This is a genomic window from Tumebacillus flagellatus (genome assembly GCF_000714935.1).
Classification (GTDB): Bacteria; Bacillota; Bacilli; order Tumebacillales; family Tumebacillaceae; genus Tumebacillus; species Tumebacillus flagellatus.
The window spans coordinates 50,864-75,570 of sequence record NZ_JMIR01000021.1; the positions used below are offsets into that span (position 1 = coordinate 50,864).

At 58.5% G+C, this 24,707-nt stretch carries 28 protein-coding genes; all 28 read left to right on the plus strand.

Annotated elements, in window-relative coordinates; genetic code table 11:
- Nucleotides 1-58: 58 nt before the first annotated feature.
- On the plus strand, nucleotides 59-1,087 hold the full coding sequence (gene spoIIIAA, locus EL26_RS14225; protein ID WP_052036389.1) for a stage III sporulation protein AA: 1,029 nt from the start codon (nucleotides 59-61) through the stop codon (nucleotides 1,085-1,087).
- Nucleotides 1,080-1,598, plus strand: coding sequence for a stage III sporulation protein SpoIIIAB (gene spoIIIAB / locus EL26_RS14230; RefSeq protein WP_038090114.1), 519 nt, complete (start codon nucleotides 1,080-1,082; stop codon nucleotides 1,596-1,598). The genes spoIIIAA and spoIIIAB overlap by 8 nt, the downstream gene beginning before the upstream one ends.
- 14 nt (nucleotides 1,599-1,612) lie before the next feature.
- Entirely contained in the window at nucleotides 1,613-1,819 is a 207-nt protein-coding gene (gene spoIIIAC, locus EL26_RS14235; protein WP_420802066.1) for a stage III sporulation protein AC, read from the plus strand.
- Between the two features lie 32 nt (nucleotides 1,820-1,851).
- Entirely contained in the window at nucleotides 1,852-2,241 is a 390-nt protein-coding gene (gene spoIIIAD / locus EL26_RS14240; protein ID WP_038090120.1) for a stage III sporulation protein AD, read from the plus strand.
- 12 nt (nucleotides 2,242-2,253) lie between these two features.
- Nucleotides 2,254-3,576, plus strand: a complete 1,323-nt coding sequence (gene spoIIIAE, locus EL26_RS14245; protein WP_081857217.1) for a stage III sporulation protein AE — start codon at nucleotides 2,254-2,256, stop codon at nucleotides 3,574-3,576.
- A 6-nt stretch (nucleotides 3,577-3,582) separates the two neighbouring features.
- Nucleotides 3,583-4,245: a stage III sporulation protein AF gene (gene spoIIIAF / locus EL26_RS23860; protein ID WP_081857218.1), complete on the plus strand. Its 663-nt coding sequence runs from the start codon at nucleotides 3,583-3,585 to the stop codon at nucleotides 4,243-4,245.
- A gap of 17 nt (nucleotides 4,246-4,262) precedes the next feature.
- Nucleotides 4,263-4,847 carry a stage III sporulation protein AG gene (gene spoIIIAG / locus EL26_RS14255; protein WP_052036391.1) on the plus strand — a complete coding sequence of 195 codons (585 nt, stop codon included), beginning with the start codon at nucleotides 4,263-4,265 and terminating at the stop codon, nucleotides 4,845-4,847.
- A 28-nt stretch (nucleotides 4,848-4,875) separates the two neighbouring features.
- Nucleotides 4,876-5,421, plus strand: coding sequence for a SpoIIIAH-like family protein (locus EL26_RS14260; RefSeq protein WP_038090122.1), 546 nt, complete (start codon nucleotides 4,876-4,878; stop codon nucleotides 5,419-5,421).
- 203 nt (nucleotides 5,422-5,624) lie between these two features.
- Nucleotides 5,625-6,140, plus strand: coding sequence for an acetyl-CoA carboxylase biotin carboxyl carrier protein (accB, locus tag EL26_RS14265; RefSeq protein ID WP_038090125.1), 516 nt, complete (start codon nucleotides 5,625-5,627; stop codon nucleotides 6,138-6,140).
- Between the two features lie 18 nt (nucleotides 6,141-6,158).
- Entirely contained in the window at nucleotides 6,159-7,502 is a 1,344-nt protein-coding gene (gene accC, locus EL26_RS14270; protein ID WP_038090127.1) for an acetyl-CoA carboxylase biotin carboxylase subunit, read from the plus strand.
- A 69-nt stretch (nucleotides 7,503-7,571) separates the two neighbouring features.
- Nucleotides 7,572-7,991, plus strand: coding sequence for an Asp23/Gls24 family envelope stress response protein (locus EL26_RS14275; RefSeq protein ID WP_038090219.1), 420 nt, complete (start codon nucleotides 7,572-7,574; stop codon nucleotides 7,989-7,991).
- A 103-nt stretch (nucleotides 7,992-8,094) separates the two neighbouring features.
- Nucleotides 8,095-8,637, plus strand: coding sequence for an alkaline shock response membrane anchor protein AmaP (amaP, locus tag EL26_RS14280; RefSeq protein ID WP_052036392.1), 543 nt, complete (start codon nucleotides 8,095-8,097; stop codon nucleotides 8,635-8,637).
- Nucleotides 8,638-8,640: 3 nt separating this feature from the next.
- Nucleotides 8,641-8,868 carry a DUF2273 domain-containing protein gene (locus EL26_RS14285; protein ID WP_052036393.1) on the plus strand — a complete coding sequence of 76 codons (228 nt, stop codon included), beginning with the start codon at nucleotides 8,641-8,643 and terminating at the stop codon, nucleotides 8,866-8,868.
- A 78-nt stretch (nucleotides 8,869-8,946) separates the two neighbouring features.
- A complete protein-coding gene (gene nusB, locus EL26_RS14290) occupies nucleotides 8,947-9,369 on the plus strand; it encodes a transcription antitermination factor NusB (protein ID WP_038090130.1) in 423 nt (140 codons plus the stop codon).
- A gap of 1 nt (nucleotide 9,370) precedes the next feature.
- A complete protein-coding gene (locus EL26_RS14295; RefSeq protein ID WP_038090132.1) occupies nucleotides 9,371-10,330 on the plus strand; it encodes a Kae1-like domain-containing protein in 960 nt (319 codons plus the stop codon).
- An 86-nt stretch (nucleotides 10,331-10,416) separates the two neighbouring features.
- Nucleotides 10,417-11,427 carry an NAD(P)/FAD-dependent oxidoreductase gene (locus EL26_RS14300; RefSeq protein ID WP_038090136.1) on the plus strand — a complete coding sequence of 337 codons (1,011 nt, stop codon included), beginning with the start codon at nucleotides 10,417-10,419 and terminating at the stop codon, nucleotides 11,425-11,427.
- A 113-nt stretch (nucleotides 11,428-11,540) separates the two neighbouring features.
- Nucleotides 11,541-12,944: an exodeoxyribonuclease VII large subunit gene (gene xseA / locus EL26_RS14305; RefSeq protein WP_238546122.1), complete on the plus strand. Its 1,404-nt coding sequence runs from the start codon at nucleotides 11,541-11,543 to the stop codon at nucleotides 12,942-12,944.
- Nucleotides 12,895-13,152 carry an exodeoxyribonuclease VII small subunit gene (gene xseB, locus EL26_RS14310; RefSeq protein WP_052036396.1) on the plus strand — a complete coding sequence of 86 codons (258 nt, stop codon included), beginning with the start codon at nucleotides 12,895-12,897 and terminating at the stop codon, nucleotides 13,150-13,152. Before xseA ends, xseB begins: the two co-directional genes overlap by 50 nt.
- Nucleotides 13,153-13,156: 4 nt before the next feature.
- Nucleotides 13,157-14,053 carry a polyprenyl synthetase family protein gene (locus EL26_RS14315; RefSeq protein ID WP_152559271.1) on the plus strand — a complete coding sequence of 299 codons (897 nt, stop codon included), beginning with the start codon at nucleotides 13,157-13,159 and terminating at the stop codon, nucleotides 14,051-14,053.
- Between the two features lie 211 nt (nucleotides 14,054-14,264).
- Entirely contained in the window at nucleotides 14,265-16,427 is a 2,163-nt protein-coding gene (locus tag EL26_RS14320) for an ATP-binding protein (protein ID WP_152559272.1), read from the plus strand.
- Between the two features lies 1 nt (nucleotide 16,428).
- Complete coding sequence (locus EL26_RS14325) at nucleotides 16,429-17,004, plus strand: Pvc16 family protein (protein ID WP_038090145.1); 576 nt, start codon at nucleotides 16,429-16,431, stop codon at nucleotides 17,002-17,004.
- A complete protein-coding gene (locus EL26_RS14330; protein WP_038090148.1) occupies nucleotides 17,001-17,789 on the plus strand; it encodes a hypothetical protein in 789 nt (262 codons plus the stop codon). Before EL26_RS14325 ends, EL26_RS14330 begins: the two co-directional genes overlap by 4 nt.
- Before the next feature lie 48 nt (nucleotides 17,790-17,837).
- Complete coding sequence (locus EL26_RS14335; protein ID WP_052036397.1) at nucleotides 17,838-19,613, plus strand: phage tail sheath family protein; 1,776 nt, start codon at nucleotides 17,838-17,840, stop codon at nucleotides 19,611-19,613.
- Nucleotides 19,614-19,643: 30 nt separating this feature from the next.
- Nucleotides 19,644-20,078, plus strand: coding sequence for a phage tail protein (locus EL26_RS14340; protein WP_038090164.1), 435 nt, complete (start codon nucleotides 19,644-19,646; stop codon nucleotides 20,076-20,078).
- 100 nt (nucleotides 20,079-20,178) lie between these two features.
- Complete coding sequence (locus tag EL26_RS14345; protein WP_038090166.1) at nucleotides 20,179-20,556, plus strand: hypothetical protein; 378 nt, start codon at nucleotides 20,179-20,181, stop codon at nucleotides 20,554-20,556.
- Entirely contained in the window at nucleotides 20,553-20,744 is a 192-nt protein-coding gene (locus EL26_RS14350; protein ID WP_038090169.1) for a DUF6760 family protein, read from the plus strand. The genes EL26_RS14345 and EL26_RS14350 overlap by 4 nt, the downstream gene beginning before the upstream one ends.
- Nucleotides 20,745-20,759: 15 nt before the next feature.
- Nucleotides 20,760-21,209 (plus strand): phage tail protein, encoded by a 450-nt coding sequence (locus tag EL26_RS14355; RefSeq protein ID WP_038090170.1) that lies wholly within the window; start codon nucleotides 20,760-20,762, stop codon nucleotides 21,207-21,209.
- Between the two features lie 2 nt (nucleotides 21,210-21,211).
- Nucleotides 21,212-24,707: hypothetical protein (locus EL26_RS14360; RefSeq protein WP_038090173.1), on the plus strand; the 3,496-nt coding region annotated here is incomplete at its 3' end.

Genomic DNA, 24,707 nt, shown 5'->3' on the forward strand with positions numbered 1-24,707 from the left:
ACCCCGTGTCCCATACACATGAAATATCGAAGAAGCTGGACAGGGAGGAGGAGACATCATGATCGTACACAACCGGCTGCATCCCGCCACGCTCGACCTCGACCCCGTGTTGCGGGATCAGATTGCGCCGGTGCTTCCTCAGCGCCTGCGTCAGGCGGTCCTCTCTTTGCCTGATGACATACGCCGCCAAATCGAAGAAGTGCGCATCCGGCTCGGGCGTCCGCTGCAAATCTACTACGGCGGGCGGGAGGGATTCGTCACGCTCGCCGGGAGTCTCTCGTCCCGCGCGGAGGACGGGCACCTGATCGACGACGACGACATCGCGCAGACGCTCAACTTGATGACGCACTCCTCTCTCTACGCGCTGGAAGAAGAACTGCGGCGCGGCTACCTCACCATCCCCGGCGGTCACCGTGTGGGACTGGCGGGCCGGGCGCTCTTGGACGGAGCGGGGCAACTGCGCGGGCTCAAGGAAATCACCACGTTCAACCTGCGCATCGCCCGGGACGTCCGCCACGCCGCCGAGAAGATCCGCCACCTGCTGATCGACTCCACCGCGTACCGTTTGTACAACACGCTCTTGATCTCGCCGCCGCAGTGCGGCAAGACCACGCTCTTGCGCGATCTCGCCCGGCATCTCTCCTGCGGCACGCTGCACCCGAAGCTCCCTCCGCAAAAAGTCGGCATCGTCGACGAGCGCTCCGAAGTCGCCGCTTCCTGGCGCGGCGTTCCGCAACACGATCTCGGGCCGCGCACCGATGTGTTGGACGGCTGCCCGAAAGCCGAGGGAATGCAGATGATGATCCGCTCGATGTCGCCGCACGTGCTCGTCACCGACGAGATCGGACGGCCGGAGGACGGAGCGGCGCTGCTCGAAGCGATCCACGCGGGCGTCCATGTCGTGACGACGGCGCACGGGTTCGGGATGCACGAAGTCCGCAACCGCCCGGTGCTGCGCCAACTGTTCGAACAGGGCGCGTTTCACCGCTACATCGTGCTCTCCCGCCGCCGCGGCCCCTGCACAATCGAGGGCGTGTACGACAGGCGGGGCGAACGCGTGCAGACGGGGAGTGAGAGCCATGTTTAAACTGGTCGGCGGTTTGCTGATCCTCGCCGCCTCCACGATGGCGGGGTTTCGGATGGCGAACCGCTACGCCGAACGCCCGAAGCAACTGCGGCAGTTCGTCAGCGCGTTGAAGGTGCTGGAAACGGAGATTTTTTACGCGGCGACGCCGCTGCCGGACGCCTGCCAGCGCATCGCCGCACGACTGCCCGCTCCGGTCGGAGAGTTTTTTCACAAGATATCCGACAAGCTCCGCGACGGGCGCGGGCTGACGGGCGACGGCGCTTGGCAAGAGGCCCTCGACGAGATGCGAAGCTCCTTGGTGCTCAAGGACGGCGACCGCGACGTGCTTCGCCAGTTTGGACGAACGCTTGGCGTGTCGGACCGCTCCGACCAGATCAAGCACATCCACCTCGGCGTCGCGCACTTGACGGCAGAAGAGGCGAGCGCGCGGGAAGACCAAGCCCGCAATGAAAAAATGTGGCGGTACCTCGGCGCACTGGTGGGGCTGGCCGTCGTCATCTTGTTGTACTAAGTGGGGGAGGAACGATGATGGGCACAGAGATCAATGAAATTTTCTTCATCGCGGGCGTGGGCATCCTCACCGCGGTGATCCACACAGTCCTCAAACAATCGGGCAAGGAAGAGTTCGCGTCTTGGGCGACTCTGACCGGGTTTATCGTGATCATGTTCACGGTCGTCTCCTACATCGGCGACCTGTTCAACAAAGTCCGCGACGTGTTCCTGTCGAACTAGCGTCTCGTCCCGAACAAAGGAGCTCGACGCCCATGGACATCATCCAAATTGTCGGCCTCGGGTTGACCGCCACCATGCTGATCGTCGTCGTCAAGGGCAAGTCCCCGCAAATCGCCTTCTTGCTGACACTGCTCGTCGGGGTCTTCCTCTTCATCTTCCTGCTCGACAAAATCCAGTTGGTGATCAACCTGCTCGAAAAACTGTCGGTGCAAGCCGGGGTCGAGATGATTTTTTTGCAGACGATCTTGAAGATCATCGGGATCGCCTACATCGCGGAATTCGCCGCGCAGATCGCCAAGGACGCGGGAGAAGGCAGCATCGCTTCCAAAATCGAACTCGCCGGCAAAATCCTGATCCTCGTGCTCGCTCTCCCCATCGTGCAACGCGTGGTGGAGACGGTGCTCAATCTGCTCCCGACCTAAGGAGGTGAGGCGATGAGTCAAACGTCAAAACGGACAACCAAACGATGGACCTGGCTCTTCTTCTGGCTTGCACTCGTGACCGCCGTGAGCGTCGGCAGCGTCGGTTGCCTCACCTCCGCCTATGCGGAAGGCGCAACGCCGACGACCGGCGTGCAGAGCGGGGCGGGGGCCGTCCACACGCAAACGCAATCATCGGAACAGACGCCCGCCGCGCCGCCGCAGCAAAACGCGAGCGCAAGCCTCACAGACCCGCTGGTTCAACAGCAACTGCAGCAACTCGACTTGCACAATTTCGATCAGTTTTTGGACGAGGTCGTGCAGGAGTACGGCGACTACCTGCCGCCGGACGTCAAGGGTCACGTGACCGAACTCGTCCTGCACGGGAAACTCGGCACGCTGTTTCAAGGCTTGCTGACGGGGCTGCTCAAATATCTGTTTCACGAGCTGTTCCTGAACTCCCGGTTGCTCGGCACGATCATCGTCTTGACGGTGTTCGCCGCGATCTTGGAGAACATGCAAAGCGCGTTTGAAGGCAAAAACGTCTCGAAGATCGCCCACACGATCTGCTTTCTCGTCCTGATGATCCTCGCGGTGCAATCGTTCGCGGCGGCGACCTCTTACGCCAAGGACGCGATCGCCGTGATGGTCGACTTCATGACGGCGACGATCCCGATGTATCTGGCGCTGCTCGCTTCCACAGGCGGCGTGGCGTCCGCCGCGATGATCCATCCGCTGATCGTCTTCTTGATCAACGTAATCGGCGACTTGATCGAGTTTGTGATCTTCCCGTTGATCTTCTTCTCGGCGATTCTCTCTCTGGTTTCGAAGATCTCTTCGCGCTACCAAGTGACGCAGCTCGCCGGGCTTTTGAAATCGACGGCCGTGTGGGTGATGGGTGTTTTTTTCACCATCTTCCTCGGAGTCGTCTCCGTGCAGGGAGCGGCGGGGGCGGTGGCGGACGGCGTTTCGATCAAGACCGCCAAGTACGTCTCCAGCAACTTCATCCCCGTCGTCGGCAAGCTGTTCTCAGACGCGGCCGACACGGTGGTCGGAGCCTCTCTGATTGTAAAAAACGCCCTCGGTATCACCGGGGCCGGCATCCTGCTGCTCTTGGCGGCGTTCCCGGCTCTGAAAATTCTCTCGCTGGCGATCGTCTACAACGTGTCGTCGGCGGTGATGCAACCGCTGGGCGACTCGCCGATCATCGGCTGTCTCAGCACGATCGGCAAGAGCTTGATCCTCGTCTTCGCAGCGCTCGCGACCGTCGGCTTCATGTTCTTCCTCGCGGTGACGGTGATCATCGCAGCCGGCAATCTGTCGGTGATGGTGAGGTGACGGACGATGATGGCGTTTCTCAGCGACTGGCTGCGCGGGTTGATCCTCGTGATCTTTCTCGCCGTGGTCTTGGACATGATCTTGCCGAACAACGTCTTTCAGCGCTACGCCAAGCTGGTGATGGGACTCTTGATCATCTTGATCATGCTCACGCCGGTGTTGAAGCTCTCCGGCAAGTCGATCTACGAGATGGACTTCACGCTCGATTCGCTCTTGTCCGGCGGCAACAGTCACTCCGCAAACTTGCCAAGCCTGGAGGAAATCCAACAGGAGAGCGCGCAGATCTCCCAGCAAAACCAGCTCTTGACCGCCGAAGCTTGGAAATCCGGCATCACCGAAAACGTCAAAGAGATCGTCGAGCAGGACAAACCGGGCTTGACCGTCGACCGGGTGGAAGTCAAGTACACCCAAAACGCGCAAGGCCAGCCCGAAAAGCTCGACGGCCTCACCGTGACGCTGAAAACCCGCACCGATCCCGACACCGTCTCCTCGATTGAGGACGTCCGGCCGGTGATCATCGGCAAAAGCGAAGGAGATGCGGACGCAGAGCCCGCCCTCTCTCAGGCAGACCGCCGCCGCGCGGAAACCGGCAGCGCCATCCGCACGCAAATCGCCGCCGAGTACAAACTTCCCGCTTCAAAAGTCCTCGTCGTCTGGCGGGATTCCTGACAAGGGGGTGAATCTTCTTGAGCAACTGGAACGACAAACTGCAAGGACTGATGAAAAACAGAGCCATGCTTCTCGCCATCGGCGCCGTCGGGGTGGTGCTGCTCTTCAACCCCTTCTCTTGGGGGTCGAAAGAGAGCGGGCAGCCGGCCAGCGCCCAGAAGCCTGCGGAAAGCACCGTCGTCAACACCGAACAACAGCAGATGGCCACGTACGAAAAAATGTACGAGGACCGTTTGACGGACATCCTCGATAACATCCGCGGCGTCTCGGACGCCAAAGTGATGGTCACCATCGATTCCAGCGAAGAGATGGTGTATGCGGTTGACGAGACCGAAAACAACCAAACCCAATCCGAACAAGACAAAAACGGCGGCAACCGCACCGTCACCACCATCGACAAAACCGGCAAGATCGTCATGACCAAAGTCAACGGCGCCGACAAACCGGTGTTGGTCAAAACGATCAAACCCAGAGTGCGCGGCGTCGTCGTCGTCGCAAACGGAGCCGAGCAAGTCAAAATCCAAGCGTTGATCACGGAAGCTGTCGAGCGTTCGCTTGACGTGCCTCCTCACAAAATCTCCATCTTGCCAAAAAATTCCTAATCTCAAACTTTAAGGAGCGTGTTGAAAAATGGCAAAGCGTCAAACGATCTGGTTGTCCACGATGATGGTGCTCTCTCTGATGTTGATCGGGTTCTACACCGTCAACAACAACGTCAAGGAAGTGTCCGGCGACACGACCCAAACCGCGGCCACGAACTCGAAAACCGCTGACAAAGCGTCCGCCGACAAAGCGGCGAAGGGCGGCGACAAAGCGGTGATGGAACCGTCCGATTTCTTCATCTCCGCGCATCTCGAAGAATCGCAGAAAGCGTCCGCCGAAGCGGAGCGCCTGCAAACGGTCATCGCCAACGACAAAACGCCGGCCGACCAAGTGGAGAAAGCGAAAAAAGACCTCGAAAACCTCAACAACAACCAAGACAAAGTGGACAAAGTGATCGACTTGATCATGGCGGAAGGCTACCCGGACGCGATCATCGAAATGAAGGACGACAAAGTCAACGTCACGGTGCAATCTACCGACCTTGACAAGAAAAAGGCAGTAAAAATCATGGGAATCGTCGCAAAAGAAATGGGGATTTCCTCGGCGAAAGTCGTCGTGGGCAAACACGAATAATCCCTTGTGGCAGAAGAGATCCCGCCGGTTGCGGGGTCTCTTGATTTTTCTAACTCAAGACAGGAAGTCACTCCAATTTAGACGGAGAAGTAGAATGAAAATCTTGGGCTATGTTATACTTGGGAAGGACAGGTCACACAAGTCGATCAAAACGTCGATACTATCAACCATTACATATTTGCTTAGGGGAGTGGCTAAGAGTCATGTTCAAACTGAATGAAATCCGCGAATTGATTCGCCTGCTCGACGAAACGAGCATCAATGAGTTCAACTACGAACTCGAAGGCGCAAAACTTTTGATCAAGAAAAACGAAGTGGGCGTCGCAACCGTTGTCGCAGCGCCGCAAGTGATCCAAGCAGCTCCGGCTCCGGTCGTACAAGCTGCACCGGCTCCGGTCGCAGCACCGGCCGCAGCTCCGGCTCCGGCTGTTGAAGCAGCACCGGCACCGGCGGCTGCACCGAAAGCGGTCGATGCAAACCTGCACAAAATCGTCTCTCCGATGGTCGGCACTTTCTACAAAGCACCGTCCCCGGACGCAGACGCGTACGTGAAAGCAGGTTCCCGAGTAGACGAGAAGTCCATCGTCTGCATCGTGGAAGCGATGAAACTGATGAACGAGATCGAAGCGGACGTCAAAGGCGAGATCGTGGAAGTGCTGGTCGAAAACGGCCAACTGGTGGAATACGGTCAACCGCTGTTCCTCGTCAAAGTCGACTAAGAAACGGGGGCCCTCACCATGTTCCACAAAGTATTAGTAGCTAACCGCGGCGAGATCGCGGTCCGCGTCATCCGAGCTTGCCGTGAACTCGGCATCCCGACGGTGGCGATCTACTCCGAAGCGGACCGTGAAGCGCTGCACGTACAATTGGCAGACGAAGCGTACTGCGTCGGCCCGACCTTGTCCCGCGATTCGTACCTCAACATCAAGAACATCCTCTCGCTTGCGACTGCGGTCGGCGTAGACGCCATCCACCCGGGTTACGGGTTCTTGGCGGAGAACGCAGACTTTGCGGAGTTCTGCAAAGCGTGCGGCATCACCTTCATCGGACCGGACTCTTCGGCGATCGAGAAGATGGGCGACAAGTCCTCGGCGAAAGACACGATGAAGAAAGCAAACGTCCCGACCGTTCCGGGTACCGAAGGTTTGGTCGAGGACATCGACGAAGCGCTTGCGATCGCCGATACGATCGGCTATCCGATCATCATCAAAGCAACCGCCGGCGGCGGCGGCAAGGGCATCCGGATCGCGCAAGACCGCGAAGACCTCGCGCGTCTGATCCAGATGGCGCAAACCGAAGCGCAAACCGCATTCGGCAACGCGGGCGTCTACTTGGAGAAGTACATCACCGAGATGCGCCACGTGGAAATCCAAGTCATGGGCGACAAGCACGGCAACGCGATCTACTTGGGCGAGCGCGACTGCTCGATCCAACGCCGACTGCAAAAGCTGATCGAAGAAGCGCCGTCTCCGGCTCTGACCGAAGAGAAGCGCCGCGAGATGGGCGAAGCAGCGGTGGCGGCCGCCAAAGCGGTCAACTACTCCGGTGCCGGCACCATCGAGTTCATCTATGACAGCGAAGGCAACTTCTACTTCATGGAGATGAACACCCGGATTCAAGTCGAGCACCCGGTCACCGAGATGATCACCGGCATCGACTTGATCAAGGAACAAATCCGCGTCGCGGCAGGCGAACCGCTCTCCATCGCACAGGAAGACGTCGTGCTCGACGGCTGGGCGATCGAGTGCCGTATCAACGCCGAAGACCCGGACAAAAACTTCATGCCGTGCCCGGGCAAGATCACCCGTTACCTCCCGCCGGGCGGGTTCGGCGTTCGCGTCGACTCCGCTGCGTACGAAGGGTACACGGTCAATCCGTTCTATGACTCGATGATCGCCAAGCTCATCGTCTGGGCTCCGACCCGCGAAGAAGCGATCTTGCGCATGCACCGCGCACTGAGCGAGTTCAAGATCGATGGGATCAAAACCACGATCCCGTTCCATCTCAAGGTGCTTCGCCACGAGAAATTCATCGAGGGCGATGTTACCACGAAATTCCTCGAAATGTATCCTTTGTCATAAATCAGCCAGAAGCTTATACTATAAGAAGAGCAAAAGGACAAGACGAGGGAGGGAACTCATCAAGTGACCATGAATACCGAATTTAACTCTACCGATATGGGGAACATTCGTATCGCGAACGAAGTCATTGAGATCATCGCAGGTCTCGCGGCCACCGAAGTCGTCGGCGTTGCCGGCATGTCGGGCGGAGTTGCGGGCGGCATCGCCGAACTGCTCGGCCGTAAAAACCTCAGCAAGGGTGTCAAAGTGGAAGTCGGGCAAAAACAATGCGCGGTCGACGTGTCGATCGTGGCGGAATACGGCGTCCGCATCCCGGAAGTGGCAGGCGAAATTCAAGACAACGTGAAGCGTGCGATTGAGAGCATGACGGGCCTTGAGGTAGTGGAAGTCAACGTCCACGTCCTCGGTGTCGTCTTCTCCAAACCGGCAGCTGAAGAACCGGCGAAGGAAGAGGAGAAACCGCAACTTCCTCCGAATCGTGTCCTGTAGATCGCAGTACTTGGGATAACCCCCCTGGGAACAGGGGGGTTATCTTCCATTGTGGTAATCTTCCGTTGTGGTGATCTCTGTTTTGGAGAGGAGGACTAGCCTTATGAAAATTTTTCCTCGCATTCTGCTCTGGGTGTACGCGCTGGGCGTCGGAGCCGCTGCGGTGGTCGGCCTGCTGGATTATGCCGGTCTGTACCGCGTGCGCACGCTTGAGATCAACGACGAGACGGCGATCGCCGCTGTGGTGGCGTTGCTGTTCTCGCTGTTCTTCCTGTTTGCGCGCACCGGACAGCGAGCGCCGCGCGAGCCGCAAACGGTCACGCAGCGCATGGAGCACGGCGATGTGAAGATTTCCTATGAAACGATCGAGCAACTGGTCGGGCGCGCGGTTTCGAACATCCGCGGCGTGCAGAACCACAACACTCGCGTGCGCAGCACCGAACAGGGCCAATTGCGCATCATGATCCGCTTTTCGATCGAAGCGGATCTCGACATCCCGAAGACGACGGCAGATCTGCAAGATGCGGTCAAAACGTACATCCAATCGACCACCTCCATTCCGGTCGAGTCGGTCACCGTGTATGTGACGGAACTCGCCGTCAAGCAAGAAGTCGTGCAACCGATCCAAAAGAGACGGGTGGAGTAGAACATGGACAAACTGCTCCAAGTTCTCCACTTCCTGCTTGCGAACAAGCGCTTCCTCGGCCTTGCTGTGGGATTCGTGTTCGGGCTGTTATACCTGATCGTCGGATTCTTGCAAACCGTTGCGTTTGCCTTGTTCCTTGTCGCCGGCTACTTTGTCGGGAAGATGTTTGACGACCGCGAAGACTGGCGGGATGTCCTGGATCGCATCATGCCGAGGAAAGACCGAGAATAACCACCTTTGCAGGTGGTTTCCTTTTTGCCATTCGGGTACACTAAGAGAATCATGTGACACCAATAAGGAGTGCAAGAGATGAGCCGCAGAACTTCCAGAGAATTTGCGTTGCAAGGACTTTTCCAGATCGACGTCGTCGATGCCGACGTACAGAGCGCGATCACCCATGTGTTGGACCAAGAAGGAGCAGAAGTCGACCCGATGTTCGTACGGGACCTCGTCTCCGGCACTGTTGCCCGCCAAGACATGATCGATGAACTGCTCAAAAAGTACTCGGTTGGCTGGGACCTCAGCCGGATGGCGAACGTCGACCGCAACGTGCTGCGTATGGCGGTGTATGAGATGCTGTTCCACCCGGAGACGCCGAGCCATGTAGTGATCAACGAGGCGATTGACCTCGCGAAGGGATTCTCCACGCCGGAATCGGGCAAATTTGTCAACGGCATCCTCGCGAAAATTTTGCCGGAAGTCGATGCGCTGCGGGCGCAAGCGGGTCAGTAAGATGACCTACATCCTCGGCATTGACACCAGCAACTACACGACATCCCTCTGCCTCATCGATGAACAGGGGCAGATTGTCCGTGAAGAGCGACGGCTGTTGCGGGTGGAAGAGGGAGAGCGGGGGCTGCAACAGTCAGCCGCTCTTTTTCAGCATGTGCAGAACCTTCCCATTTTGATGGAGAGTCTCGGGACAATGCCCCAAGGCCTTGCCGCCGTTTGCGCTTCGACGCGCCCCCGCCGCCGCGACGGCTCCTACATGCCGGTCTTCACCGCCGGAAGCGGGTTGGGTCGTTCGCTTGCCGCTGTCTACGGCGTGCCGTTTCTCGAAACGTCGCACCAAGAAGGACACATCGCGGCGGGGGAAGGCAGCGCGGAAACGGTGCCGGCCGATCATTTCCTCGCCGTCCATATCTCCGGCGGCACGACCGACCTGTTGAACGTGCGCCGTCTCGCGGACGGGTATGACATCGAGGAACTCGGCACGAGCACCGACTTGCATGCCGGCCAATTTGTCGACCGCGTCGGCGTCGCGCTCGGGTTGCCGTTTCCGGCAGGCCCGCACTTGGAGCAACTGGCACAGCAATCCACCGACGAGAGCGTCACGCTGCCTTCGCCCGTCAGCGGCTTCAACCTCTCGTTTGCGGGGCCGGAGACCGCCGCGCTGCGCTTGATCCAAAGCGGTGCCAACCCGGCGGACGTCGCCCGCGCCGTCGAGCGCTGCATCGCCAAGGGCTTGGAGAAGACGTTGCGCAAAGCGGTCGAGGAGCTCGGCGTCAAACACCTGCTGATCGTCGGCGGGGTGGCGGCGAACGCGTTTATCCGCGGACGATTGCAACACCGTCTGGAGCACCCGGCGGTGCGAGCATCGCTGTATTTTGCCTTGCCTCGGTATTCCACCGACAACGCGTTCGGAGTGGCGAGACTCGGATTGTCACAACTCTTAAACAAAAGTCGCTCCTGAGTACATTTCGTGCTCAGGATTTTTCCTGTATAATGGAATTTGGTGAATGCTCGAAATTGCTTGAATAATAGGAGGCAGTGAATTTCATGGCTGAAGTACAGGATATGCAAGTGGACCAAGAGATCTATGACATCACGATCGTAGGCGGCGGACCGGCGGGTCTGTTTACCGCCTTCTACGCGGGCATCCGCGATGCGAAGACCAAGATCATCGACTCCCTGCCGCAGCTGGGCGGTCAATTGGCAGAGTTGTACCCGGAGAAGTACATCTACGACGTAGCGGGCTTCCCGAAAGTGTTGGCGCGCGATCTCGTCAACAGCTTGAAGGAGCAAGCTTTCCAATACAACCCGACCGTTTGCCTGAACGAGAAAGTCATCGGCTTGAACAAGCTGGAGGACGGCACGTTTGAACTGACCACCAACACCACGAAACACTACTCCAAGACGGTCATCATCACCGCGGGCATCGGGGCGTTCACCCCGCGCGAACTTCCGGCGGAAAACGCAAGCAACTTCCGCGGAAACGGGGTTCACTACTTCATCGACAACCTCCAAGCGCACGCAGGCAAAAAAGCCCTCGTCGTCGGCGGCGGCGACTCGGCTGTCGACTACGCGCTGATGCTGGAAACCGTCTGTGAGAAAGTCACCCTCATCCACCGCCGCGACCAGTTCCGCGCGCACGAAGAGTCTGTGAAAAACCTCCAGAAATCCTCCATCGACGTCAAAGTCTTCACGGAACTCAAATCGGTCAGCGGCTCCGACAAGTTGGAAAAAGCCCTGCTGATCAACAACAAGGACAAGTCCACCGAAGAGATCGACGTCGACCTGATCATCGGCGCGCTCGGCTTTTCCGCATCGCTCGGACCGGTGCATGAATGGGGCCTTGAAATCGTGGACAATGCCATTGTCGTCAACACCAAGATGGAAACCAACCTGCCGGGCGTGTACGCAGCGGGTGACGTCGTCACCTATCCGGGCAAAGTCAAACTGATCGCAACCGGCTTCGGCGAAGCGCCGACCGCTGTTAACAACGCGAAGCTCTTCTACGACCCGAACGCGAAACTTCATCCGGGCCACAGCTCTTCCCGCGACCACTAAGCGTCGCCGGTTTCTTGAAAAAGAAAGTTCACACCTCATGGGTTGGGTGTGAACTTTTTTTGCTGTGTGGTAGAATGACTACTATCTACAGTCAGGGAAATGAGAGATGTGTGTTGAACAACCCGCGTGAGATCCCGACCGTCAGTCAGCTGACGATGAAGATCAAGAACATGTTTGAAAACAATCCGAGCCTGCAAGACTGTTGGGTAAGAGGGGAAATCTCCAATTTTACCCATCACAGCAAAGGCCATATGTATTTCACGCTCAAAGATCCGAACTCCCGGATCAAAGCGATCATGTTCGCCGGAAACAACCGCTACCTGAAATTTATCCCCAAGGAAGGCATGAAAGTCATCGTGCACGGCTATGTGTCGGTGTTCGAGCGCGACGGGGCGTACCAGCTCTACGTTGACGACATGCAGCCGGAGGGATTGGGGTCGCTGTTTTTGGCGTTGCAACAGCTCAAAGACAAACTTCAACGCGAGGGTCTCTTTGACGCCGTGCATAAAAAACCGCTCCCGGCGTTCCCGCGCGTCGTCGGCGTCATCACGTCGCCGACCGGTGCGGCGGTGCGCGATATCATCACGACGATCCGCCGCCGCTTCCCGGCGGCCGACGTACTGCTTCACCCGGTGATCGTACAGGGCCCGGCAGCGCCCGCTTCAGTGGCGGAAGCGATCCAAGCGATGAACGAGCTTGGAGAAGCCGACGTGCTGATCGTCGGGCGCGGGGGCGGATCGTTTGAGGAACTTTGGGCGTTCAATGAAGAGATCGTCGTGCGCGCCATCCATGCCTCGACGATTCCGATCATTTCCGCAGTCGGACATGAAACCGACACGACGCTCGCCGATTTCGCGGCGGACGTGCGCGCGGCGACCCCGACGGCCGCCGCGGAACTCGCGGTGCCCCACATCGCGGAATTGCGCCGCCATGTCGACCTCCTGCAGTCGGCGCTGCAGAAGAACTTGCTCGACTCGGTGAAGGAAGGCCGCAAACGTCTGGATCGCCTCGAGAACTCGACGGTGTTCACGCGCCCGACGCACCGCCTGAACCAATGGCGTCAAGTGGTCGACAACCTGGAAGACCGTCTCCAACTGGCTTTGACGCGGCTTGCAAGCCAACAGAACCGCCGTCTGTCGCAACTGGAAGCGAGGCTGGCGCAAGTCTCTCCCGTGGAGCGCGCGCGGCGGATGGAGCAGCAGCTGGTGTACGCGGTGGAGCGCTTGACGCGCGCGGCCGCAAGCGCCGTGACGCGCGAAGAGAACCGTTTTGAGCGCCTGCTGGACAAATTGGACGCCTACAGTCCGCTGAACGTCATGCGCCGGGGCTATTCGCTCACCTACACGAGCGGCAAACAAAACCTCATCCGCACCGTCCGGGACGTTAATCCGGGTGATCAAGTGCTGGTGCGCGTGCGCGACGGCTGGCTGGATTGTCAGGTATGGGGATTGGAGGAGGAGAACACCGATGACGGAAATCAAGGAAACAACCGCCCAAGTGCAAGAGCAGAGTTTTGAAGAATCCTTGGCACGACTTGAAGAGATCGTCCGCGCGATGGAAGCGGGCGACTTGCCGCTGGAACAGGCGATCGCCGAGTTCCAAGAAGGGATGAGCCTCGCGCGCGTCTGCCGAGAGAAACTCGACCAAGCGGAACAGAAGATCCAGATGCTGGTTCAAGAATCGGGCCAACTGGTCAAAAAACCTTTTACAACGACGGAGGAATAGCGTCATGGCCTCATCTATGGATCTAAAGTCCTATATCGTCGAACTGAACGCCAAAATTGAGAGCACGCTCGACAAACTGTTGCCGCCCAAGACGCAATACCCGGGCATGTTGTACGATTCGATGCGCTACAGCCTGTTTGCCGGCGGGAAACGCCTGCGCCCGGTGCTGACCCTCGCGACGGTCGAAGCGCTCGGCGGCAACCTCGAAGCCGCCTTGCCGGTCGCGGCGACGCTGGAGATGATTCACACCTATTCGCTGATTCACGACGACTTGCCCTGTATGGACGACGACGACCTGCGCCGCGGCCAGCCGACCAACCATAAAGTGTACGGCGAAGCGACCGCCCTGCTCGCCGGAGACGCGCTGTTGACGCACGCGTTTCAAGTGCTCGGCACGGTACAGACGGGGATCACGTCCGACATCATGCTGCGCATCGTCGGTGAACTCGCCAAAGCGGCGGGTGCCGTCGGCATGGTCGCCGGGCAGATGGCAGACATGGAAAACGAAGGCAAACAAGCGAACGCTGAGACGTTGGCGTTTATCCACGCGAACAAAACCGGCGCTTTGCTGACCGCGTCGGTGCGCATCGGCGCTCTGTTTGCCGGGGCGAGCGAGGAGCAATTGCAAGCGTTGACCACCTACGCGCAGCGAATCGGTCTCGCGTTTCAAATTCAAGACGACATTCTCGACGTCGTCGGCGAAACGGCGAAACTGGGCAAAGCGGTGGGAGCGGACGCCGCGCACGCCAAATCGACGTATCCCGTGCTCTACGGCTTGGAAGAATCCCGTGACATGGTGCGCCGTTTGACCGACGAAGCGCATCAAGCGCTGCAAGCGTCCGACCTCGCCGCCGTACGTTTGCACGAAATTGCCGACTGGCTGGTTTCACGCGACAACTAACATTTTCTTATAGAATGGATAAGGACCCGTTTGCATAAACTTGCAACGGGTCTTTTTTCATGAATCGCACTTACATTAAATGGATCACGAGGAATTCAATGACCTGCTAGAAATTGATACCTGTGATATGTTATAAAGACTATGTAAGGATGTTTTGGGTACGGATTTATCAAGACTAACGAGTTGTATAGAAAATTGAGGAGGCGAAGTTGTGAGGAGGCAAGGCGGCGTGGAGCATCTGGTGCATTCTTTGCGGTGGCTTGATAAGAGAATTCAGATGCTTTTGAACAAACAATGGGAAGCCGCGCCGCCGCAGGAAGACCTCATGGACCCGTTTCAAGGCTTGGTCGTCTCGGAACAAGAAGTCCAGCGGCTGTTGCTGCAGGAGTCGGTCCTGTTTGCGGACGACGGCGCAGAGGACGAGGAGTATGGGGAGTTGCGGCAGTTGGAAGCCGAGCTTCGCGACCTCGAAGCGCGCAGCCGGGAGCAGAACGTCCGCTTGCCGCTGACGCAGGCGGCGTCCTGTTTTCGCCTCACGCCGTTTGAACAGCGCTGCCTGCTCGCTTGTCTCGCTGTGGAAGTCGACCGTAAGTACGAGAAACTTTTCGCCTACTTGCAAGACGATGTGACGTGCAAGTATCCGACGGTCGATCTGGTATTGAAGCTGTTGTGCGACACGCCGTCTGAACGATTGGAGAGCCGGGCGTACTTGGGGCCGGACGGTGCGTTGATGCGGTATTTTTTAAAAGGGGAAGACCAAGCGGGAGGCACGTGGCTTTCGCGACCGCTGCGATTGGACGAGCGGATGGTGCGTTTTTTGTTGCACGGGGAAGAAGCGGGGCCGCTGTTGCCGTGCTTGGACGTGCACAGCCCGGATGCAGAGTGGCCGGAGTTGATTTGGGAAGAGGACGTGCAGGAGCGCTTGCAGGCGGGTTTGTCTGCTGCGAGAGAGGGTCGGCAGCGGGTCGTCTTGCTGACCGGCAACCCCGGCTCCGGCAAGCTGCTGCAAGCGGGGCGGTACGCCCGATCGACGGGACAGGCTCTCGTCGTCGTCGATTTGCGGCGGGCGGTCGAAGAGGAGCGGTCTCTGCGCACGGTGTTGGCGCAGGGGGTGCGGGAAGCGATCTTGCAGCAGGGTGTGCTGTGCGTGCGCCACGTGCAAGTGCTCTTGGAGGGCGAACACAGCGACCGTAAGCTCTATCTGCTGCTGGACGCCGTCCGCGACCGCGTGGACACGGTGTTCCTGCTCTCCGAGACCCCGTGGCGCTCGGCGGACTGGAGCGACACCCAAGTGGTCGAAGCGCTCACGTTGCAGATCCCGCCGGATGAACTGCGTCGCACGATCTGGGAGAAGCTGGCGGGGGGCTTGCCGGTCGCCGATGAAATCGACTGGCGCGTGATCTCCGGCAAGTTTCGGTTCACGATCGGACAGACGGCCCGCGCTTTGCAAGCGGCGCAGCACGGCGCCGGTTGGGCGGGGGCCGGGGTGATCACCTTGGACATCCTCTACAAAGCCTGCTACCAACAAGTCCAACACAAATTGGAAAAAAAGGCCGTCCGCATCACTCCGCGTCAATCGTTCGACAACTTGATCCTCCCGCCGGAGCAAAAAGACCTGCTCAAAAACGCCTGCGCGCAGATGAAGTTTCGCACACAGGTCTACGGCGACTGGGGCTTTGGCCGCAAGCTGTCGTACGGCAAGGGGCTCAGCATGTTGTTTGCAGGTCCCCCGGGCACGGGCAAGACGATGTCCGCCGAAGTGATCGCCCGCGAGTTGCAGTTGGAGATCTACAAAATCGACCTCTCGCAGATCATTTCGAAGTACATCGGGGAGACGGAGAAGAACTTGCATGAGATTTTTTCCGAAGCGCAGTTGAGTTCGTCGATTTTGTTTTTTGACGAAGCGGACGCCCTGTTTGGCAAGCGGTCGGAAGTGAAGGACTCCCATGACAAGCACGCCAACGTGGAGACGGCGTATCTGTTGCAGAAGATGGAGGAGTACGAGGGGATCACGATCCTCGCCACCAACTTCCAGCAGAACATCGACGAAGCGTTCATGCGCCGCTTGAACTACGTGGTGCGTTTTCCGTTTCCGGACGCCGAGTACCGCGAGCGAATCTGGAAGGGGATGTTCCCCAAGGAAACGCCGCTGGATGAGGACGTGGATTTCGCCTACCTCGCCGAGAAGTTTCAGTTGGCGGGGGGCTCTATCAAAAATATCGTCATGTCCGCCGCGTTTCTGGCGGTGGAAGAAGCAGAACCGGTGGGGATGCGCCATTTGCTGCGCGCCGTCAAGCACGAGTTGGACAAAACCGGCAAACTGCTGTTGAAGAACGAACTGGAAGATTACTTGCACGAACTGGGGTTGAAGTAGGATGGCCGATTATACGGCGATTGCCGATGTGGGGCGGACGCTGGTGCAGCTCTTGCGCGCCAACATGACGCCCGACCCGATTCCCAACCCGGAGATGATCGGATTGGCTTCTCCGGCCGACAAAGGGGATTTGGCGTTGTCTCTGTTTTTGTATGAAGTGCAGCAAAACGGGATTCACCAGCAGAATTTCTGGAGCGATTCCGGCAAGTCGCAGCAAGCCCCGCCGATGGCGCTCGACTTGCACTTTTTGCTCACGGCGCACTCGGGGGCGGATCTGCAGACCCGGGCGTTGGACGAACACCGCATCCTCGGGCGGGCGATTCAAGTGCTCTACGACAACCAGACCGTGCGCGGCTCTTGGTTGCAAGGGGCTCTGGGAGACAGCGACGAGGAGTTCCGCTTGGTGTTGATGGAACCTCTGTCTCTGCATACGGCGATCACGCTGTTCCCGAACCTTCCGTACAAGCTTTCCTTCAACTTCATCGCGGGGCCGATCTACCTCGATTCCGGCCGCCACAAGCAAGTGCAGCGCGTGCTCGACCGCAAAGACAGCGTGCGCGGCTTGGAGGGGTCATGAGCGAGAACTTGAGCCCGGACTTGAGTCAGTACAAAGGCATTCTCGTGATTCACCTCGTCGATGCCGTCACCTACGGGCCGCCGGGGCTTGCTTCCGGCGTGCGGGTTGAAGTCGAAGGGGTGCTGAAAAAACCGCTGCGCAAGCCCAACGGCATGTGGGTGTTCACCGAAGTACCGCCGGGATCACGGCGGGTGACGGTGAAGGGCGGCTCGTACCACGGGCAAACGTTCACCGTGACACCCGAGGCCCTGGACCCGAAATATCCGGTCGTTATCGCGCCGCTCAGCCCCTTGCCGTCCTACCCGTTTCCGGACGGTACGACGCTGATTCGGGCGTCTGTGCAAGAGCCCGGGGGCCGCAGGCTCTCCGGTGTGCCGGTGCGGGCGCGAGTCGTCACCGCCGCCTGCGCACGGGCGCGGTTGGCGAAGGAAGCGGGAGAGGGTGCGCAGGAGTTGTCGCTCGCCCGCGTGGCGGGGCGCTTGCAAGCGGGGGAGCGCCTCTGGTTGCCGGGGGAGTCTCTGGTGATCTCTGACGTGGGAGACGACAACCGCTCGCTGCGTTTGCAACAGCCGCTTGCAAACGCCTACAAGAAACAAGCGTTGCTCCTGCCGTGTGCCGAGACGGCAAGCGATGAGCGGGGCGAAGTCGTGCTTTGGTTCGGCAACTGCCGGAGCGCCTCGTTTGACGTTGAGATCGAGGTGTTGCAAGGAACGTCCGAACGTAAGGAGGTGAGGGTGGAGGAAGGTCGTACGACGCAAGTTGGCTTCATTGTGATTGAACCTTGATGCAGAGAGGAGGGACCGGTTCGCTCTTAGGACACGAACCGGGACGAGATGCCGGAATATTTGACCCCAGGGGTCTATGTAGAAGAGTTTGACAGCGGCTCTGTGCCGCTTGAAGGGGCTAGTACAAGTACCGCAGGCTTCATCGGCCTTGCTGAACGCGGGCCGAGCAAAGGGATGCCGGAATTGGTAACAGGGTTCCACGATTTCCGCCGCATCTATGGCTCTTACCTCTCCAAAACGAAATGGGAGGAGTTCCGTTTCCTCTCCTACGCGGTGGAGAACTTTTTCCTGAACGGCGGTTCCCGCGCTTACATCATGCGCGTGGTGCCGGAAGACGCGGTTTCCGCAGCCAACTTCGACACCAAGCTCGATGACGCGTCCCTGCCGCAACAGCTGCTGGTGGAAGCGAAGAACGAAGGGATTTGGGGCAACCAAATCCAAATCGTCGTGCGCCCGGACAGCAAAGCGAAGTCGGCGGTGGCCGAAGTGGTCGACGCGGCGGCGAAGAAATACCGTCTCAAAAACTCCTCCGGTTTCAACGCCGGCGACGTGGTGCTGTTTGACGGCGGCGACTCGGAGAACCCGATGACGATCTTGTCTGTGCAAGACGATGTCGTCGAACTGTCGCAAGCGCTTCCGGACAACGCGCCGGACCTCGAACTGCCGCCGACCCGCGTGTTGAAGACCTGCGAGTTCTCGATCACCGTGCGCTACGGCGACGAGGTGGAACTGTATGAGCAAGTCTCGCTCAACCGTGAAGCGACCAACCATGTGGACAAACTGCTGGCGAAGTCGAACTTGATTTTTGTCAAAGACAACTTCGCGACGCAAGACCCGGCAACTCCGCTGCACCCGTACAGCGTGGTATCCGACGGCAAAGACGCCAAGGAAAAAGACACCTCGTTCGCGATCTCCCTCACCGGCGGCAGCGACGGTTCCTACGCGTCGATCAAAGCAGACCCGAAGCGCTTCACCGGCGTGGACGATGCCGACCCGGCAAAACGCACGGGGCTGCAGGCGTTCCTCAACAACGAAGTCGTCTCGATCATGGCCGTTCCGGGCGTGACCGACAAAAATGTGCAAGTGGACTTGGTCGCGCATTGCGAGAAGACCCGCAGCCGTGTGGCGATCCTCGATGTGCCGCTTGAACTCGTCAAGCCGGACGATATTCTCACCAAACACCGCGACCTGTTCGACACTTCGTTTGCGGCGATGTACGGCCCGTGGCTGCAAGTGTTCGATCCGCTCGACAAGCGCAACATCTTCATCCCGCCGTCCGGTTCGGTCGCCGGCATCTTCGCCCGCTCGGACAACACCCGCGGCGTTTCGAAAGCTCCGGCCAACGAAGTGGTGCGCGGTTGCACCGGCCTGTCCACCTATTACAACAACGGGGCACAGGACATCCTCAACCCGAAAGGCGTCAACTTGATCCGTTCCTTCCCGGGACAGGGCATCCGCGTCTGGGGCGCCCGCACGCTGTCTTCCAACGGGCTTTGGAAATACGTAAACGTTCGCCGTCTGTTCATCTTCGTCGAAGAATCGATCCGCAACGGCACGAACTGGATCGTGTTCGAACCGAACGATGAGCCGCTGTGGGCGCGCGTGCAACGCACCATCGACGTGTTCCTGACCGGCGTATGGCGTTCCGGCGCGCTGATGGGCGCATCGCCCGCCGAGGCGTACTACATCAAGATCGGCCGCTCCACGATGACCCAAGACGACATCGACAACGGCCGCTTGATTTGCGAAATCGGGATTGCGCCGGTCAAACCGGCCGAATTCGTCATCTTCCGCTTCACGCAGAAGACCGGCGACGCACAGTAAGGAACGAGGGAAGAGAGAGGAGTGTAAGGAATGCCGGACCGCAAAGATCCATATCGCAAGTTTCGATTTATCGTACAATTCGACGGCACCGTGCAAGGGGGCTTTTCGGAAGTCAGCGGCTTCGACGCTTCGATTGACGTCGTGGAATACCGCGAAGGCGACGAAGCAGCCATCACCCCGCGCAAGTTGCCGGGGCTTGCGAAGTACGGCAACGTCACGTTCAAGCGTGGCGTAACCGACTCGATGGAGATGTTCAACTGGATTCAAGGCTTCACCGAGAACAAAATTGTCCGCAAGAACCTGACCGTCATCGCGAAGGACGAATCGGACAAAGAAGTGGCAACCTTCCAAATCATCAACGCATGGCCGACGAAGTACACCGGGCCGGACTTCAACGCAACGGCGTCTGAAGTGGCGATTGAAACGATGGAAATTGCGCACGAAGGCATGAAGCGCACGAAGTAAGTTTGTTTTTTTCGAGGCAGGGAGAGGGCGGCCCGGGGTGAGACTTCGGGCTGCCGGTCCGCCTGCTTTGCTCATCTATTTCTTGAGGGGGACTTCCGCAATGGCATTTAAGACAGAGTATGAATTCGTATTGCCCAGAGGCTACGTGGACGAAGAAGGCACTTTGCACCGCCGCGGGACGATGCGTTTGGCGACGGCAGCCGATGAGATTCTCCCGATGCGCGACCCGCGCGTGGCGAACAACCCGAGCTACCTCTCGATCATTTTGCTCGCCCGCGTCATCACGAAGCTCGGCGATTTGCCGATGATCGACACCCGCACGATCGAAGGACTGTTCACGGCCGACCTTGCGTATCTGCAAACGCTGTACCGCCAGATCAACGAAGGCGAAGACTCGATGGTGCAGGCGCACTGCCCGAACTGCGAACATGATTTCCACTTGGACTTGGCTTTTCCGATGACGAAGAGCGGGGCATGATGGGGTATCCCGTCGACAAGATCTACGAGGAAGCCTCGTTCATCGCGTACTACTTTCACTGGTCGCATGACCAGATCATGTCGATGGAGCACCGGGACCGCCGCAAGTGGTGCGAGGAGATCTCGCGGATCAACCGCAACTTGAACGGGGAGAAGGATAAGCCGAAGAACATCTTTGACGTTTTTTAGTAGGAGTGATTGCAAATGGCGGCGGACAAGCCAAAGCGTGCAGTGGTTGGAGCTTACCGATTTGCTGTGGAGTTGAAGGGGATCACTGTTGCCAGCTTCAGCGAAGTCTCCGGGCTGCAATCTGAGATTGAATATGAGGAGTACAACGAGGGCGGCGTGAACGATTTTACGTACCGCTTTCCCAAGCGGACGAAGTTTTCGCCGATCGTGCTCAAGCGCGGCTTGAGCGACTCGTTTGAATTGTGGCAGTGGTACCAAGACACCACGCAGGGCAACGTTCAGAAGAAGGACGGAGCCGTGATTTTAAACGATGCAACGGGGCGGGAAGTGTGCCGTTGGTCGTTTCAAGACGCCTATCCGGTGAAATGGTCGGGGGCGGATCTCAACGCGTCACGCAGTGAAGTGGCGATTGAGACGTTGGAGATCGTGTTTACGCAATTAAAGATGTCCAAAGGAAGTTCGTGATCATGCTTCCGTTTTTGCGAGCACCCCAAGGACTGGTCGCTCGGAGTCCGCTGGCTACGCTGGTGGATCACGGGTTGGCAATGTCGATTTTGGGGAAGTACGGTTCTTGGCGCGAGGATTGGTTGGGGTGGCTCGACTTGGTGTACCGCCAAGCCGAGGCGGAGGAAGAGAGCGAGGCGGCGGAGGGCTTAGCGCCTGAGTTGCATCAATATCTCGTGCAGTTGCAGGTGCAATTGCAGACTTTGCAGCACCCGGATTCCCGGCCGATGAAGACGCAACAGATTCTCTTGACCCAACTACAGAATGTTCTGCGGCAACCTGCCGTTTTTCATAAGATGACGCCTGCGGTGTTGCGCGAAATTGTGCGCGTGCCAGTGGAGCGGGATGTGCGCACGTCGGAGGAGCGGGAAATTCCCTTGGCGCGAATTCGGCCTTTTGGGGTCGGCGTGGGAGAGGGACAGACGCCCTTCGAGCGTGAGGAAGTGGAGTTGCGGTATGCGCCGCGTGAGACGGGAGGAAGTGAACGTTCCGTTTCGGAGAGTGCGGGTGCCACGCAGCTTTCGAGGCATGTAATGCCGTCGGCGAGCCTTGGGACGGGGAACGTTTCGAGCGAAGGGATGCCTTCGGCGAACATTGAGACGGGGAACGTTTCGAGGAATGTGAAGCCGTCGGTGAGTCTTGGGACGTGGTACGCTTCAAGGGGCATGATGCCGCCTGCGGGTCTTCGGATTGGAAATGTTCCGAAGGGAACGCTGCCGTCAGCGAGACGCGGGACGGCGGGCAGGCAAGACTCTGGGCCTGAAGGTATTCGGGAGGCCGGAGCGCGGGGACGTGAGGTTGCGCCGCAGGGAACGAGGGTTCCGGGTCGTGGCGTTTTTACCGCTTACATGTCCACCGTGAGCATTACGCAACGACTGTCTTTGACCCCTGCCAGCGCAGAACGTGCTGTGCAGATGATGACTTTTTTGCAAGACAAGCAAGCGGGTGCCGAGACTGCCGCCTCTTTTGATTCTGTGGGGGCAGGGCTGGACATTCAGCCGCTTGTTTTCCGGGCTGAGCTTCCATCGGCAGACGCATTTGATCTCTCTGAAGTTGCAAGTTCAGGTTTTGATGCCGCAAGGACGGAGCGCGGCGGACGGGGAGTCGTTCCTTCTTCCGAACGTGCAGGGTCGGCGGACGCAGGTGAGCCAATTGCTCCCGCCCCCCGTCGACCTGTGCAAACCGCTTGGTTCAGCCCTGTTGCACACGGGGTTCAAGCGCTTTGGATGAATCTTGCCAGCCGAGGTGCGCAAGTGCCTATGGGGGGCGAAGTTCGTAACGACGCGCAACTCATCCTGTGGAATGCCATCATGCGCGGAACAGAGGTGCAGGAGGGCAGCGGTCAGGGCGGCGATTGGGCGGGTCATTTGGTGAGTGCCAATATCCATGCTCAATCTGTACTGCAATTGGCAAACAGCGCGGGGCAACTCCCGTGGCGTTTTTCAGCATACGACAGAGCGCATGCTCCGTGGTTGAACCCTGCAACGTTTATTGGCGCTCGAACGCTGTTGATGGGCTTTGCCACCGGCGGTGCTCCCGCTTCGTTGCTCTTCCAAGCAAGCAGCGGTGCACGTACCCCGTGGTTGAACTCTGCGAACGGCGGTGTGCAACCCCCGTTGATCTTCCTTGCAAACGGCGTCGTTCGCAACACATGGTTGAACCCTGCGAACGGTGTCGTTCAGGCGGCAGAGAACAGTACACAATCCCCATCGGCAGCCCAAGTCGGCTCAAGCACTACATGGTGGAATCCGGCTGACGGCAGCGCTCCGACTTCGGGGGTGCTTCAAGTGAACGGTGGAGGACGTACCACGTGGTGGAATCCGGCTGACGGCAGTGCTCCGACTTCGGGTGTGCTCCGAGAAAACGAAGGGACACGTACCACGTGGTGGAACCCGGCCAACGGCAGTGCCCCGACTGCACGGATGCTCCAAGCAAACGGAGGAGTACCTTCGCGGTGGAGTTCTGTAATCGGCAATGCTCCGACTGCATTGATATTCCGAGCAATTGAAGAGGCACGCCCCCTATGGTGGAACCCGGCAAACGGTAATGCTCCGGCTTCGTGGATGCCCCGAGCAAACAGAGGAGTACCTTCGTGGACGAGTCCAGCATTCGGAAATGCACCGGCTATGTTGACACCCCAAGCGAACGAAGGAGCACGTACCACATGGTGGAACCAGACTAACGGTAGTGCTTCGACTACACGGATGCTCCAAGCAAAAGAAGATGCTCGTATTTCTTGGTGGCATCCTGCAAGCAACCGCGTGCCGACTCCGTGGTTGCTCCAGACAAACGGAGGCAGGCTGACTCCTTGGGGTGTCGGTGTTCAAACATTTGGTGACTGGCCGACCCTTTGGTCGGACTCACCCATTTCGTTTGTACATCGAGCAAGCCAAGTTGCAGACACATCCTCGGTTCAGGAAATCCACCAAGCGCAACATACGAGGACGCACCTGACGAATGGCGATCTCCGCACGTTTTGGTTGAACCCTGATATCAACAGCGGTCAATCCGCTTGGGCAGGTCTTCCAAACGGTATTGTACCAACACCGTGGAGCCCCTTTGCGGACGGAAGCGTGCAAGCTCTTGAGCAAGCACGTCCTGTTTTCGGAAGTTTGTCCGCCTTGTTAATGCTGAGTGGTCTTGGTCAACGACAAACGCTCTCGATGAATTCTTATCTGACAGCGCGAAGTCACGGGCAGTTGCTCCTCCATGCAAATGCAGATTCACAATCCGCATCTCATTTTGATCTGAGCCATGAACCAACCCAGCCCCGCACAGTGTCGCAGTTGCAGGGTTCAACCGCCGCAGAGATGTCGCAAGTCAGCGGTTGGTTAAACCCCTCCCGCCTTCGTGTTTCGGAATTGGCGGGAATTACGTCTGAAGTTTGGGCGAACGACCCGAGCCAGATTTTTTATGCGCTCCAAACGCAAGGGGTGACCCAGGACGTCAATTCGGGGGCGGAAGGTTCTCTGGTTGCGAACAAATCAGAAGCAGTCCAGTCAATTCGCAACGCTGAACGCGTTTCGTATGATCGGCAGTCCTGGGTTCCGACCGCTCTTCGCACTTCACAAACTCCGTTGGTCAAGAACCTTCGCGAAGGGATGACCTTCATTCGGGTTTTGGCGCAGTCGATTCTCAACATGCAAACATCGCCTCAACCCGTTCCAACAAACAACGCGGCAGGAGAAACACCGACTCCACAGAGCTCCAACGTTGTGGGAGCTGTTGCGCTCCTTCCCAACACCGCAGGCACACCGACTTCGTGGAGCACAAACGCAATCAGAACCGTGCAAGCCCTGCAACTGCTCCTCACCAAGAGCGCAGGAGGAACATTGGCTCCGTGGAGCACAAACGCGACTGGAACACAGCAAGCCCTGCAACTGCTGCTCGCACCGAACGCAGGAGGAGCACAAGCTCCGTGGAGCACAAACTCGACCGGAAGCGAGCAAGTCCTGCGTA